This window comes from Blastomonas aquatica (genome assembly GCF_014639875.1).
Taxonomy (GTDB): Bacteria; Pseudomonadota; Alphaproteobacteria; order Sphingomonadales; family Sphingomonadaceae; genus Blastomonas; species Blastomonas aquatica.
Window position 1 is genome coordinate 22862 of record NZ_BMGD01000001.1, and the last position, 13613, is coordinate 36474.

Genomic DNA, 13613 nt, shown 5'->3' on the forward strand with positions numbered 1-13613 from the left:
CCGGCCATAAGCCCCGATCAGGCGACGCGTTCGTCCTCGATCCGGGCGAGCAGACGCTGCGCCACCGAGGCGCGAATCGGCTCGCCCCGCTCGATCTTGCGCAGCGTGTTGTAGCTGATGCCAAACCGATCCATCACCGCCGCCTCGGTCCGCACCGAGCAACCTTGCAGGACGTAATCGGCAATCTCGCGCGACAGATGGATCAAGACGTCCAAACTCCGTCAATCCGTGTCACGGTGCCCGTCTGGCCGCCTTCGCGCAGCACTGCGGGCAACAGCGCGGACGGCAGATCCTGATAGCTGACGGGGCGCAGGAACCGATCGATCGCCAGCGTGCCGACAGAGGTCGTCCGGCCATCGGAGGTCGCGGGGTACGGCCCGCCATGGTTGATCGCATGGCCCACCTCGACCCCGGTTGGCCAGCCATTGGCCAGAATGCGTCCGACCCGGCGCTCGAGCACCGGCAGCAAAGCGCGGGCATCATCCAGATCGGCATCATCCATGTGCAGCGTCGCGGTCAACTGACCTTCGAGCCGGGCAAGCACGTCGAGCATCTCGGCGCGATCTGCGCAGCGCACCACGATCGATGCCGCGCCGAACACTTCATGACGAAGCTCCCCGTTGGAGAGCCAGTCCTGCGCGCCCACGCTGAACAGGACCGCGCGGCCTTCGTGCGGGCCGGTTGGGTGGACGCCGCGCGCGATGGTTTTGACCTCTGCGGTTGCGGCGAGCGCGGCGCTGCCCTTCTCGTAGGCTGCATGGATTCCGGCGGTCAGCATCGTCTGAGGTGCCTGGGCTTCGACCGCCTGGCCCGCTTCGGCCAGAAACGCATCGAGCTCGGGCCCTTCGATCGCGAGCAACAGCCCCGGATTGGTGCAGAACTGCCCCGATCCCACGGTCAGCGATCCGATAAAGCCTGCCGCCAAGGCCTTGCCGCGCGCCGAAAGTGCTGCTGGTAACAGGATGACGGGGTTGATCGCGGACATTTCGGCAAACACCGGAATTGGCTGGATCCGCGCCGCAGCAATCCGCATCAGCGCCTCGCCGCCGGTGCGCGAGCCGGTGAAGCCCACTGCCTGGATGCGGGGATCGGCAACCAAAGCCGCGCCGATACTGTGTCCGGTGCCGCTCAGCAGGCTGAAAACGCCTGCGGGAACACCAGTATCAGATGCGGCTTGCATGATGGCGCCTGCGATAAGCTCGGACGTTCCGGGATGCGCGGGGTGACCCTTGACGACCACCGGGCATCCGGCGGCGAGCGCTGAGGCGGTGTCGCCGCCTGCGGTCGAGAATGCGAGCGGAAAATTGGACGCGCCGAACACTGCGACCGGGCCCAGCGGGACCATACGCAACCGCAGGTCGGGCTTGGGCGGGGTCCGCGCAGGATCGGCATGGTCGATGCGCAGCTTGAGCCACTGGCCATCGCGCACTTCGCTGGCAAACAGCCGCAGCTGGCCGCAGGTGCGTCCGCGCTCGCCGGTGATGCGCGCAACAGGAAGCCCGGATTCGCGCGCTGCGCGTTCGATCACAGTATCGCCCAGGCCCTCGATGTTGGCGGCGATCGCGTCGAGAAATGCTGCGCGGGTCTCTAGCGGCAGATCAGCGTAAGCGATGGCGGCAGCCTCGGCTGCCGCGCAGGCCTCATTGAGGTGCTCGTCGCTGGCGCTGAAAAAGCCGATGTCGTCGATGCTGGCGCCGGCGGCAGGATCATAGGCATGGAACACTTCGCCGCTGCCGCGCCGTTCGCCTGCGATGAAAAACTTGCCCGTGAGGGTTGCGGCGTTGGTCATTGCGTCAAATCTTCCTGTTCGATTGTCATGTAGCCAGGCGGCAGTCCGCGCTCGGCCTTCGATCGCGCGACTATGGCGCGGATATCTGCTCTCAACGCCTTGCCATCGTAGAAGATGCCGTCTTTCACCGTCCAGGCGATGCCGCCGACCCGCTGCGCCTTACCCGTCGCATCATCGAGCTTGAGCGTTCCGGTCGCGAAGAGCAGCTTGAGATTGGCGATCGGATTGCCCTTCACGATCACAAGATCGGCCTTCTTGCCGGGTTCAATCGTGCCGATATCGGCATCATGCCCCAGCAGCCGCGCACCCTGTTGCGTGGCGGAGTTGATCACCTCGAGCGGGCTGAACCCGGCCTCGCGTAGCAGCTCCATCTCCTGGATATAACCAAATCCGTAGGTGTTATAAATATAGCCCGCGTCTGAACCTACGGTGACCCGGCCGCCGCGATTCTTGTATTCGTTGACGAAGCTCATCCACAGCCGGTAATTTTCCTTCCAGTCCATCTCGCGCTCGGTGGTCCAGTCGAACCAGTACGATCCGTGGTTGATCCTGCTGGGGCGGTACCAGTCCCAAAGCGCGGGCATCGTGTATTCATTGTGCCAGAAGGCGCGGTTCATCCGCATCAGATCGCGGCTGGCAAGATATGCGGTGAAGGTGGGATCGAGCGTGAAACCGCGCTCGAGCAGCGTCTCCATCACCTCGTTCCATTTGTCCGAACCCGGCTTTGCGGTCTGCTTCCACAGCCTGCCCGCTTCGCCAAAGCGCATCTGCTCGTCGGTGTTGATGAAATCAGCGGGCCAGTCCTGCAACTTCTGGCCGGTGAACATCGCCTCGGGCAGGCCGTACCAGTGCTCCATCGATTCAAGGCCAGCCTCGCTGGTGCGCAGCACGTTGGCATAAGCGACGACACCCTGCGCATGATGCATCGTCGAATGCATGCCCAGCTTCTTGGTCTCTTCGATTGCGGCGATCAGTGCCGCCTCGCTTCCACCGATGAACTTGATTCCGTCCGCCCCGCGCCGCTTGGCGTCGCGAACCGCCAGTCGTCCCTCTTCGGCGGTGCGGATCGGCAGGCCGATCTGCTGGAACATCGGATAGATATCGAGCCGAGGGCCGACGATCTCGTTGCGCGCCAGCCGTCCCTTGATCGCGACCTGTTCTTCGATCGACATCTCCGACGATCCGACATTGCGCGCGGTGGTGATGCCATGCGCAAGCCAGAGCTTGAGCACATAGTCGGACGGCACGCCCTGCCCGTCGCTCAGCGTGTGCAGATGGACGTGCGCGTCAACGAAGCCGGGGAGCACGTAATGTCCGGTGAGATCGATCTCGTGATCGCCGCGCGGAGGACGCCGGGCTTCCTCGATCGCGCCGGGCGAACCGATCGCGACGATTCGGGTGATCCGGTCGTTCTCGATGACGATGTCCACGGGCCCCTGGGCGGGCGCGCCGGTGCCATCGACATAGATCGCGTTGCGCAGCACGGTGCGGGCCCATGGCCCCTCGCCCAGTGTGCGCGGCGGGATGGGATCCGCCACCTCGCGCGCCTGCGCCTGCCCCAAGGCCTGAGCCTGCAGCGGCGTCGATACCCCGCTGGCCAACGCCAACCCCGATGCCACGCCCAGAAGTGTCCGCCCAATCCGCATGATCCTTGCTCCCCTTATTCCCTTGATGTCGATGTCAGGCCCCTGCTGCCGTCTGGTCCTGCAGCGCCTGGCTACGCGAACGGCTGTAAAGGAAGTAGAAGGTAAGGCCCGCAACGTTCCATAAAGCAAAGCGCACCAAAGTCTGCGAGGGCAGGCTGATCATCAGGTACAGGCAGCCCAGTATCGCCAGCGTGCCCACAAGATAGGGCTGCGGACACCTGAACACGCGCTTGAGTTCGGGCGCGCGCTTGCGCAGCACCATCAGGCAACCACCCACCGCGATGAACGCGAGCAGCGTGCCTGCATTGGCGAGTTCAGCGATTTCGTCGAGCCGGAAGAAGCCCGCGACCGCGGCCACGAAGACGCCGGTGATGCCCGTCACCAGTACCGGCGCGCCAGTCTTGGCGGACACCCGCGACAGCACCGGCGGCAACAGCCCGTCGCGCGCCATCACGAAGAAGACGCGGCTCTGCCCGTACATCATCACCAGGATCACCGACGGCAGCGCAATCAACGCAGCCAGCGCGACCAGATACGATGCGGTCGGGTGCCCAAGCGTTCTAAGCACAAGCGCCAGCGGCTCGGGCGAATTACCAAGATCGAGATAGGACATCGCGCCGATCGCCGAGAGAGCCACCGCCATGTAGATGATCGTGCACACCGCCATTGATCCGATGATCCCGATGGTCAGATCGCGCCCCGGATTGCGCGCCTCTTCGGCCGATGTCGCCACCGCGTCGAAACCATAGAAGGCGAAGAACACGATCGCGGCGGCCGCCATCACCCCGCGGGTCGACCCATCCTGCACCGTGCTTCCAAAGCCATATGGCATGAACGGGGTCAGGTTGTCGGCATCGAACGCGGGCGCGGCCAGCGCGATGAACGCGGTTAGCGCGGCCAGCTTGATGATCACCAGAATGATGTTGAGCGTCGCGCTTTCGCGGGTGCCTGCCATCAGCATGCCGGCGATTGCCAGCGAGACGATCACCGCAGGCAGGTTGATGATCCCGCCTGCATGCGGCCCGGCGAGCAGCATCTCGGGCAGCGAAACGCCGGCCGATTGCAGCCATCCCACCAGATAGCCCGACCAGCCGACCGCGACGGTCGAGCACGCGAGCGAGTATTCGAGGATCAGGCTCCACCCGACCATCCATGCGAGCGTCTCGCCGACGACCGAATAGGTGTAGGTGTAGGCCGAGCCCGCTGTCGGGATCATCGTGGCGAGTTCGGCATAGGCCAATGCCGCGCAGGCACAGACGGCGCCCGCAATCGCGAACGCCAGGATCACCGCAGGCCCCGCGCGCTCTGCCCCGACACCCGTCAGCGTATAAATCCCTGTGCCGACGATCGCGCCGACACCCAGCGCAATCAGATGCGGCCACGACAATGTCGGCTTGAGCCTGCTACCCGCAGGCGCGTCGGCCGCCTGAACGATAGGCTTTATCGGCCCCAATATCCCCATATCACCCGCCCTTTGTTGCTTTTTATCAGGTGCTTAACCCGTTGGCCCCTGACATCAGCAGTCAGTTCAGCTCGACATTGAGTTGAACCCTCAGATCGTCGAGCGTCTTGCCGATGTGCACCACGGTCAACGCCGCGATCCTACGTTCGTCGCGCGCCATCCAGACATCGAGTATCTCGCGATGCTCTTCCTTGGCGCGCGCGTCGCGGCCCAAAGGTTCCAGGTGCTTGCGGACATAGCGCTCGGACAGCACATGCAATCGCTCCAGAATCGTCAGCGTCACAGGCTGCGCGGCGGGCCGCAGCAGCGCGAGATGAAACGCGCGGTTGAATGCGCCGACACCTTCGCCGCGCGAATCCGTCATCGGGTGCAACCTGTCGAACGTCTCAAGAGCTGCGCGCTGATCGACGGCAGTGGCGGTCCGGGCGGCCAGGGCGATCATGTCGGGCTCGAGCTTCAGCCTCAAGGCGAAGACCTCCTCGGCCTCGCGCGCGTTGAGCGGGCGCACGGTAAAGCCGCGATTGGCCTGAGAGGCGAGCAGCCCTTCCTGTTCAAGCCGTGCCAGCGCCTCGCGCAGCGGGATTTTGCTGACCCCGAATTCCGCCGCCAGCGCATCCTGCCGGATCGGGCGATCCGGGGATACGTCTCCGGTGAGGATGCGTTCGCGGACAAGATCAACCAATTGCTCGGACAGATTGCGGATAATGATGGTCATAACAGCCTCATATCACACAGAAGCCCTGCCAGAAGGGGTCTTTGTCATCGATCCAGATGGTGTTGAATCCGGTGGCGATCGCCGAGCCCTCGATCGAGGGAATGATCGCAGGATGCCCGCCCAGATCGATCCGTTCTTCCACGCGGCCGATGAAGCGGCTGCCGATATAGCTTTCGTGGACGAAGCTCTCGCCCACCTGCAAGCGCCCGGTGTGCGCCAGATGCGCCAGCCGTGCGGACGTTCCCGTGCCGCAGGGAGAGCGGTCGATCGCGCGCTCGCCGTAGAAGACCGCGTTGCGCCCGTCGACACCCGCGGCCTTGGGCACATCGGCCCAGAGCACGTGGCTGACACCGCGGATGCGGTCGTCGAGCGGGTGCACCGGCTCTATCTGCTCGCGCAGCAGCGCGCGGATCGTCCGCGACAGCTCGACCAACCGCGCCGCGCCCAGTGCGTCGAGCCCCGGATAGCCCGGCTGCGGCTCGATGATCGCGTAGAAATTGCCGCCATAGGCGATATCGATGCTGAGCGGTCCCAGGCCTGGCACGTCGATCTCTACGCCCTGCGCCGAGACGAACGAGGCAACGTTGCGGATTCGCACCGATGTCACCCGGTCGCCCTCGCGCTCGTAATCTATGGCGATTTCGCCTGCGGGTACTTCGACCTTCAAATGTCCGGGGACCTGCGGCTGGATCAAGCCATGCTCGAGCCCGAAGGTGATGATGCCGATCGTGCCATGGCCACACATCGGCAAACAGCCCGATGTCTCGATGAACAATATGCCGATATCGTTTTCGGGTCTGGTCGGCGGATACAGGAACCCGCCCGACATCATGTCGTGCCCGCGCGGCTCGAAGCACAGTCCGGTGCGGATCCAGTCGAACCGCTCGATGAAATCGATCCGCCGCTCGGCCATCGAAGACCCGCGCACCAGAGGCGCGCCGCCGACCACGAGGCGCACCGGATTGCCCGCCGTGTGCCCGTCGATGCAGAAGAAAGTGTGGCGCATCAGCGGGAGCGCGCCGTCAGGCCGCGTCGGCGATGTCAGTCAGCGGCCGGGTGGCGGCGCATGCTTCCACCCATGCAATGACATCGGCGCGGCGCTGGCCCGACAGCGGCATGCGCGGCATCCGCACTCGCTCCGATCCGCGCCCCATGATCTGCTCGGCCAGCTTGATCGACTGGACCAGGTCATGCTCGGCGTCGAGGTGGAGCAGCGGCATGAACCAGCGATAGATCCGCAGCGCCTCGGCATAATCGCCGCGCCGCTGCGCCGCGACTAGCGCCACCGATTCCTGCGGAAACGCGCTGGTCAGCCCCGAAACCCAGCCCGACGCGCCCAGCATCAGGCCTTCCAGCGCGACATCGTCGAGCCCGGCCATCAAGGTGTAGCGATCGCCGAACTGGTTATACAGATCGGTGAAGCGGCGCGGATCGGGCGCGCTTTCCTTGATTGCGACGATGTTGGGCACCTCCTCGAGCCGCGCCAGCGTGTCGAAATCGACGTTGACGCGATAGGCCGGCGGGTTGTTGTAGAGCATGATGGGCAGGCTGGTCGCCTCTGCCACCGTGCGGAAATGGGTGTAGAGCTCGTTGAGATTGGGCACATAGACCATCGCAGGCAGCAGCATCAGCGCGTCGATGCCGATCGCTTCGGCAGCTTGCGCATATCTGATTGCGCGGTCGGTGGTGAATTCGGATACCCCTGCGACCAGCGGCACCCGGTTGCCCACCGCCTCGACCGCGCCTTTCAGCACCGCGAGCTTCTCATCAGCCTCGAGCGAGTTGTTCTCGCCGCAGGTGCCCAGGACGATCAGGCCATCGACGCCATCGTCGACCAGAGCCGTCTGCACCCGCTGGGTAGCATCGTGATCGATCGCAAGCGATTCGGTGAACTGGGTTGTGGCGGCGGGATAGACACCCTGCCACAGTGTCTTGGTTGCAGTGCTGGTCACACGAAAACTCCGGTTGCGGTCAATATCGTATACCGTATATCATTTGGCTCACAAGATGAAAAACGGCTCATCCTCTTCTGCTCAGACCGCACTGGTGATCGGCGGGGGCCTTGTCGGCCTCTCGTGTGCGCTGCACCTGCAACGTTCGGGGTTGAGTGTGACAGTGTTGGAGCCGCAAGAAAAGCCGCAAGGCGCATCCTGGGGCAACGCGGGCCATATCGCGGTCGAGCAGGTTCAGCCGCTCGCCTCTCGGGCGATGATCGCAGGTGCGCTCGGCCGGTTGTATCCGCATGGCGCGCTGGCGCTGCCAGTCAGCCAGATCGGCAGCTGGGGCCCGTTTGCGCTCAAGCTGCTGCGCGCGAGTGCCCCTGCCCGTTTTGTCGCGGGGACGACGGCACTGTCCGCGCTGCTGGCCCAGGCCATGCCCGCGTGGCAGCGGGTGTGCGACCTGACCGGTACAGCGTTGCTGTTGCGGCAGGACGGACACTTCGTCGCATGGGAAAGCGAGGCCACCGCCGCCAAGGGCCGTGCGCACTGGCTGTCGACCGACATCGGGACCGCCACTGTTCGCGATGCGACCTATGATGAACTGGCCGCGATCCGCGCACTTGCCCCCAAAAGCGGGATCGCCGGCGCGGTGCGCTTTGGCGGATCAGGGCAGATCACCGACCTTGGCGCGCTTGCCCAAGCGATGCGCCAGGGTCTGTTGGATGCAGGCGGCACGGTTCGCCATGCGAAGATCGAAGGCCTGCACATCGAGGGCGGCGCGGCATTCGGCAGGGTCGGCAGCGAGCGGCTTACCGCGGACCACATCGTATTGAGCGCAGGCGCGGCGTCGGCAGACCTTTTGCGCCCGATGGGAGCACGCATCCCGCTGATCGCCGAGCGCGGCTATCACATCCAGTCGCCGGATAGTCGTTGGCCCGAAGATATGCCCCCCGTGGCGTTCGAGGACCGATCGATGATCGTCACCCGCTTTGCAGGTGGCCTGCGCGCAGCAAGCTTCATCGAGTTTTCCGCGCACGATGCGCCGCCCGATCCGGGCAAATGGCGCAAGTTGCGCGCGCATGTCGCAGCGCTTGGCCTGCCATTCGAGGCACCGGCAAGCGAATGGATCGGCGCGCGGCCCACCCTGCCCGATTACCTTCCTGCGATCGGACGCAGCAGACGCGCGGCCAATCTGCTATACGCGTTTGGACATCAGCATCTGGGGATGACATTGGCGGCAGTCACCGGCGAGGCGATTGCCGCGCTCGCCACAGGCAGGCCACCCGTGGCCGATCTCACCCCCTTCGACCCGGCACGATTTGGAGACACGACATGACAGGCATTGGCGGATCGAACCCCGCGCAGCAATTGGCCGCGATCACTCCCTGGACCGACATCGCCGCGCCGATCAGCACCGACGAACGTCTGGCGCGGATCGAAAAGGCGCGGCAGCTGACCCGCGACAGTGGCGCCGATGCGCTGATCATCGGTGCCGGCACATCGCTGCGCTATTTCGCGGGCGTACCATGGGGGGCGACCGAGCGGCTGGTGGCGCTGCTGATCCCGGTGACCGGCGACCCGGTGCTCATCGCGCCGTATTTCGAGCTGGGCTCGCTCGAGGCCGAAATGCAGATCAAGGCGGAATTCCGGCTGTGGCAGGAGGATCAATCGCCCACCGCGCTGGTCGCCGATGCGTGCAAGGCGCGGGGCGCAACCACGCTCGCGATCGACCCGGCGCTGCCCTTCCTGTTCGTCGATCGGATTGCCCTTGATGCGCCCGGCCTTGCGCTGGTCAGCGGTGCAGCTGCGGTCGATGGCTGCCGGATGACTAAGTCGCCTGCTGAAATCGCGCTGATGCAGCAGGCCAAATCGATGACGCTCGAGGTCCACCGCCGCGCCGCGCTGACGCTGCGCGAAGGTATGCGCGCCAGCGAAGTGATCCGCTTCATCGACCAGGCGCACCGCGCGATCAATGGCGGCGGCGCGGGCAGCACCTTCTGCATGGTCCAGTTCGGTCACGGCACCGCGTTTCCACATGGCGTCCCCGGTGACCCCGAACTGCGCGAGGGCGACATGGTGCTGATCGACACCGGAACCACGGTGCAGGGCTATCACTCGGATATCACTCGCAGCTATGTCTTTGGCACGCCCAACGACGAGCAACGTCGGATCTGGGACCTCGAAAAGGCAGCACAGGCCGCAGCCTTTGCTGCCGCGCAGCCCGGTCGCCCGTGCGAAACCGTCGATCAGGCTGCCCGTGATGCCCTCGAAGCCGCAGGCCTCGGCCCGGATTATGCCCTTCCCGGCCTGCCGCATCGCACCGGGCATGGCATCGGCCTGTCGATCCACGAGCCTTGCTATCTAGTGCGTGGTGACACGACCCCGCTTGCCACAGGAATGTGCTTCTCCAACGAACCGATGATCGTCATTCCCGACCGCTTCGGCGTACGGTTGGAGGACCACTTCTACATGGCCGAACACGGCCCCCGCTGGTTCACCCAGCCGCAGGTCGCGATCGACGCGCCTTTTGGGTAAGCGGGCTTTTGGACTATCGCCGTTGGAGCAGGCGCGCGACGGTGATAGGCCATCGCGATGATCATCTCAGTCAACCCCTCAGAACCGCTCACCACATCGCCGCCTCCACGCAAGGCCTGGTATGCCCAGCTTTACCTGCAGGTGCTTGTCGCAATCATCGCAGGCGTGGCCTTGGGGCATTTCGTGCCCGAGACCGGCGCGGCGATGAAGCCCTTTGGCGATGTGTTCATCAAGCTCGTCAAGATGGTCATCGCGCCGGTGATCTTCCTGACCATCGTCACCGGGATTGCGGGGATGCGCGATCTCGCCAGCGTCGGCCGCGTGGCGGGCAAGGCGTTTGCCTATTTCCTGTTCTTTTCGACGCTCGCCCTGTTCATTGGGATGATCGTCGCCAATGTCGTGCGCCCGGGGGATGGCCTGAACATCGACCCTGCCACACTCGACACCAGCAAGGTCGAGGAATTTGCGGCCAAGGCGCAGGACACCAGCATTACCGGGTTTCTGACATCGATCGTTCCCGATACCTTCCTGTCTTCGCTCAGCGAGGGCAACCTGCTCCAGGTGCTGTTTGTCTCGATCCTGTTCGGCGTCTCGCTGGCGATGATCGGCGAAAAGGGCGCGCGATTGCTCGATCTGCTCGAAGAGGCCTCGACCGCGTTCTTCAAGCTGGTCGGCATCGTGATGAAGGCCGCGCCCATCGGCGCATTCGGCGCGATGGCGTTCACCATCGGCGAGTATGGCATCGGCACGCTCGCCAATCTCGCCGCACTGGTCGCGACCTTCTATGCAACCTCATTGTTGTTCGTGCTGGTGGTGCTGGGTGCTGTCGCGCGGTTCTGCGGTTTTTCGATTCTCAAGCTGATCAGCTATCTCAAGGCCGAATTGCTGCTGGTGCTGGGCACGTCGTCCTCCGAAAGCGCATTGCCCTCGCTGATCGAGAAGATGGAGCGCGCCGGATGCCCCAAGACGGTCGTGGGCCTTGTCGTTCCCACCGGCTATAGCTTCAACCTGGATGGCACCAACATCTACATGACGCTGGCGGCGCTGTTCATCGCACAGGCGTGCAATGTCGAGTTGTCGCTCGGCGAGCAATTGCTGTTGCTGGGCGTGGCGATGATCTCGTCCAAGGGCGCGGCGGGCGTGACCGGCGCGGGCTTCATCACGCTGGCCGCGACGCTGTCGATCGTGCCTGCGGTACCGGTGGCGGGAATGGCGCTGATCCTGGGGATCGACCGGTTCATGTCCGAATGCCGCAGCCTGACCAACTTCATCGGCAATGCGGTGGCGACGGTGGTGGTATCGAAATGGGAAGGACGGCTCGACAAGGAGCAGTTCGATGCGGCGCTTGCAGGTCTGCTGCCTCGTGTCGAGGACCTGCCCGAAGGGGCGGTCGATCCCTAAGCGTTTGGCCCTAAGCGTTTGGCCCTAAGCGTTTGGCCCTAAGCGTTTGGCCTTAAGCGTCTGGCCCTAAGCCTTTGGCCTTAAGCCTTTTCGTCAGCCAGCAAGGTGGCTGGTGACAGGCCGATGCGCTGCATCTGCCGCAGCACCGGGGGCCAGATGTGCTCGAGGAAATCGTCACGCTCCATGGTGCGCAGTTTCTCGGTCGCGCCATCGGCGACATACATGCCGACCCCGCGCTGCACTTCGACCAGACCCTGGTCCTGAAACATCTGATAGGCCTTAGCGACGGTCAGCGGGTTGGCCTGCTGCTCGGCGGCGAACGCGCGAACCGAAGGAAGCATGTCGCCCTCCGCATAAACGCCATCAAGGATCGATGCTGCAATGATATCGCGCAACTTGAGATATACGGGTTTGCTGTTGTCTGCCATCACTGCCTCACTGCCATAATACAGCGTGTCAGGTCAAGCGCATTCGCCCGGGGGTAACATCAGCGAACAGATGCCGATGGATCAGGCTCAAACACCGCTCACCGCATCGCCCACGTTGATGCGCTGACCGTCAGTGATGATGACGATATCGCCCAGCTTGACCTGATCGAACAGCTTCTGGGCGAATGCGGTCGGAACCCCGATGCAGCCGCGCGTGCCATAGCCCCATTCGACATCGCTACCGTGCACCGCCACGCCATCATTTGTCAGCCGCAGCATGAATGGCATCGGCGCATCATAGAGGTTCGAGACGTGATCGGCGTTCTTTTGCGTGATCGGGAACGCGCCCAGCGGCGTCGGCTTTTCCGGCGTGCCATACAGGATCACCGCAACGCCGATCTCGTGTCCGTCGCGGAACACCGAGAGCGTCTGCGCTTCCAGATCGACCGTGATCAGCATCGGTCCGGTGGCGGGCGCGCGGCTTTCGTCCCAGTAATAATTGCCATGGCCCAGCGGACCATCGATGGTCATCACGCTTTTGATCGGATAGCCGATCTGTTCGGGGCTGGTCGCCGCAGCCTCTGCCTTGGTCAGCGTGCGGGTTTCGGGTACCTGCCCTTCAGCGCCATCGGCACCGGGGATCGCAGCCACGCTGGCGGGCTTGATCGCCGCATCACTCGGCGCGCTGGTAACCACGGCGGTGACCAGCAATGCGGCCGATGCCAGCATCCCGGCGCCTGCGAGGTGCCTTGCCTTGGGCCAGTATGCTGCCATGGTCGCGTCCTTCGTCGATGCCGATTCACCGCAGGGGTGCGGCGTTGAAATGATCCTACGCACGAAGGCCCCGAATCGCCAGCGCCCGCTTGGGCCCGTCCCCTGGCGGGACGGTGCAGGCCCGGCGGGTTAACGCGGCAGATGGCGCCATTGCCCATGCCGCGCGGGTGCTGCGCCGGGCGACATAATTCTTGCCAATGCACGTGCACACGCTTATATGGCGATCCATCCCGACATGGTTGTTGAAGCTTGACGGGCTGGCGCCGCTGGGGGCCGGCACCACACCGCTTTTGCCGCCAGAACGATATTTGTACCCGTGCCAGCAATTTGTGAGACCTCGCTTTTGACCGACCTTCCTGCCGTGTCTGCCCTGATCGAACCCGAAGCCAACGCGCTCGGCTTTGATCTTGTGCGCGTGCATCTGTTTGGTGCGGGCGACGAGCGGACACTGCAAATCATGGCCGAACGGCCCGACACCGGCCAGCTCAACATCGACGATTGCGCCAGCCTGTCGCGCCGCATCTCCGAAGTGTTCGATGCGCTCGAAGAAGCCGGCAAGGACCCGGTCCCCGGTTCCTACCGGCTCGAGGTCAGCTCGCCCGGCATCGACCGCCCTCTGACCCGGCTCAAGGATTTCGGCAACTGGCTGGGGCATGAAGCACGGCTGGTGCTGCATGAACCCGCGCTGGGCCGCAAGCAACTCACCGGCGATCTGCTGAGCCTCGAAGGCGATCAGATCACCGTGCAGGACAAGAAGACCGGCGCGGTCACCGTGCCGCATTCGAATGTCATCAGCGCCAAATTGATGCTGACCAACAAATTGATTGCCGCGACCCGCCCGCTCGATACCAGCGGCGCGGATGACATCGAAGAATTCGACGAAACCCCGGAAACTGAATCTCTCGAAGAACAGGAAGACTGAT

General features: G+C 64.1%; 13 protein-coding genes. 4 read left to right on the forward strand and 9 right to left on the reverse strand.

The window, feature by feature from the left end:
* Window positions 1–17 precede the first annotated feature (17 nt).
* The 7 genes from IEW00_RS00120 to IEW00_RS00150 form a co-directional block, all read right to left on the reverse strand.
* Window positions 18–206: a hypothetical protein gene (locus IEW00_RS00120; RefSeq protein ID WP_229736720.1), complete on the reverse strand. Its 189-nt coding sequence runs from the start codon at window positions 204–206 to the stop codon at window positions 18–20.
* Window positions 203–1789, reverse strand: coding sequence for an aldehyde dehydrogenase (NADP(+)) (locus IEW00_RS00125; RefSeq protein WP_188512348.1), 1587 nt, complete (start codon window positions 1787–1789; stop codon window positions 203–205). Before IEW00_RS00125 ends, IEW00_RS00120 begins: the two co-directional genes overlap by 4 nt.
* The gene (locus tag IEW00_RS00130) at window positions 1786–3435 is read right to left on the reverse strand and encodes an amidohydrolase family protein (RefSeq protein ID WP_188512349.1); all 1650 of its coding nucleotides are present in this window, start codon (window positions 3433–3435) and stop codon (window positions 1786–1788) included. Before IEW00_RS00130 ends, IEW00_RS00125 begins: the two co-directional genes overlap by 4 nt.
* A gap of 34 nt (window positions 3436–3469) precedes the next feature.
* Window positions 3470–4897 (reverse strand): amino acid permease, encoded by a 1428-nt coding sequence (locus IEW00_RS00135; RefSeq protein WP_188512350.1) that lies wholly within the window; start codon window positions 4895–4897, stop codon window positions 3470–3472.
* 61 nt (window positions 4898–4958) lie between these two features.
* Window positions 4959–5612 (reverse strand): GntR family transcriptional regulator, encoded by a 654-nt coding sequence (locus tag IEW00_RS00140; protein WP_188512351.1) that lies wholly within the window; start codon window positions 5610–5612, stop codon window positions 4959–4961.
* A gap of 7 nt (window positions 5613–5619) precedes the next feature.
* On the reverse strand, window positions 5620–6618 hold the full coding sequence (locus tag IEW00_RS00145; protein WP_188512352.1) for a 4-hydroxyproline epimerase: 999 nt from the start codon (window positions 6616–6618) through the stop codon (window positions 5620–5622).
* 16 nt (window positions 6619–6634) lie between these two features.
* The gene (locus IEW00_RS00150; protein ID WP_188512353.1) at window positions 6635–7564 is read right to left on the reverse strand and encodes a dihydrodipicolinate synthase family protein; all 930 of its coding nucleotides are present in this window, start codon (window positions 7562–7564) and stop codon (window positions 6635–6637) included.
* A 55-nt stretch (window positions 7565–7619) separates the two neighbouring features.
* On the opposite strand from IEW00_RS00150, the gene IEW00_RS00155 reads away from it, so the two are divergent.
* Genes IEW00_RS00155 through IEW00_RS00165 form a run of 3 tightly spaced genes read left to right on the forward strand, consistent with a single transcriptional unit; the run spans window position 7620 to window position 11488 of the window.
* Window positions 7620–8888 carry an NAD(P)/FAD-dependent oxidoreductase gene (locus IEW00_RS00155; RefSeq protein WP_188512354.1) on the forward strand — a complete coding sequence of 423 codons (1269 nt, stop codon included), beginning with the start codon at window positions 7620–7622 and terminating at the stop codon, window positions 8886–8888.
* The gene (locus IEW00_RS00160; protein WP_188512355.1) at window positions 8885–10087 is read left to right on the forward strand and encodes a M24 family metallopeptidase; all 1203 of its coding nucleotides are present in this window, start codon (window positions 8885–8887) and stop codon (window positions 10085–10087) included. Before IEW00_RS00155 ends, IEW00_RS00160 begins: the two co-directional genes overlap by 4 nt.
* A gap of 57 nt (window positions 10088–10144) precedes the next feature.
* A complete protein-coding gene (locus IEW00_RS00165; RefSeq protein ID WP_188512356.1) occupies window positions 10145–11488 on the forward strand; it encodes a dicarboxylate/amino acid:cation symporter in 1344 nt (447 codons plus the stop codon).
* Window positions 11489–11568: 80 nt separating this feature from the next.
* On the opposite strand, the gene IEW00_RS00170 is transcribed toward IEW00_RS00165, so the two are convergent.
* Complete coding sequence (locus IEW00_RS00170; protein WP_188512357.1) at window positions 11569–11916, reverse strand: GntR family transcriptional regulator; 348 nt, start codon at window positions 11914–11916, stop codon at window positions 11569–11571.
* 87 nt (window positions 11917–12003) lie between these two features.
* Entirely contained in the window at window positions 12004–12690 is a 687-nt protein-coding gene (locus tag IEW00_RS00175) for a L,D-transpeptidase family protein (protein WP_229736721.1), read from the reverse strand.
* A 343-nt stretch (window positions 12691–13033) separates the two neighbouring features.
* Between IEW00_RS00175 and rimP the strand changes: the two genes are divergently transcribed.
* The gene (gene rimP, locus IEW00_RS00180; RefSeq protein WP_188512358.1) at window positions 13034–13612 is read left to right on the forward strand and encodes a ribosome maturation protein RimP; all 579 of its coding nucleotides are present in this window, start codon (window positions 13034–13036) and stop codon (window positions 13610–13612) included.
* Window position 13613 lies beyond the last annotated feature (1 nt).

Bases quoted from the DNA above. Each gene is read 5' to 3' on its own strand.
- IEW00_RS00165 (WP_188512356.1), top strand. From the start codon at position 10,145: ATGATCATCTCAGTCAACCCCTCAGAACCGCTCACCACATCGCCGCCT.
- IEW00_RS00130 (WP_188512349.1), bottom strand. From the start codon at position 3,435: ATGCGGATTGGGCGGACACTTCTGGGCGTGGCATCGGGGTTGGCGTTG.
- IEW00_RS00155 (WP_188512354.1), top strand. From the start codon at position 7,620: ATGAAAAACGGCTCATCCTCTTCTGCTCAGACCGCACTGGTGATCGGC.
- IEW00_RS00175 (WP_229736721.1), bottom strand. From the start codon at position 12,690: ATGGCAGCATACTGGCCCAAGGCAAGGCACCTCGCAGGCGCCGGGATG.
- IEW00_RS00125 (WP_188512348.1), bottom strand. From the start codon at position 1,789: ATGACCAACGCCGCAACCCTCACGGGCAAGTTTTTCATCGCAGGCGAA.
- IEW00_RS00145 (WP_188512352.1), bottom strand. From the start codon at position 6,618: ATGCGCCACACTTTCTTCTGCATCGACGGGCACACGGCGGGCAATCCG.
- IEW00_RS00170 (WP_188512357.1), bottom strand. From the start codon at position 11,916: ATGGCAGACAACAGCAAACCCGTATATCTCAAGTTGCGCGATATCATT.
- IEW00_RS00135 (WP_188512350.1), bottom strand. From the start codon at position 4,897: ATGGGGATATTGGGGCCGATAAAGCCTATCGTTCAGGCGGCCGACGCG.
- IEW00_RS00160 (WP_188512355.1), top strand. From the start codon at position 8,885: ATGACAGGCATTGGCGGATCGAACCCCGCGCAGCAATTGGCCGCGATC.
- IEW00_RS00140 (WP_188512351.1), bottom strand. From the start codon at position 5,612: ATGACCATCATTATCCGCAATCTGTCCGAGCAATTGGTTGATCTTGTC.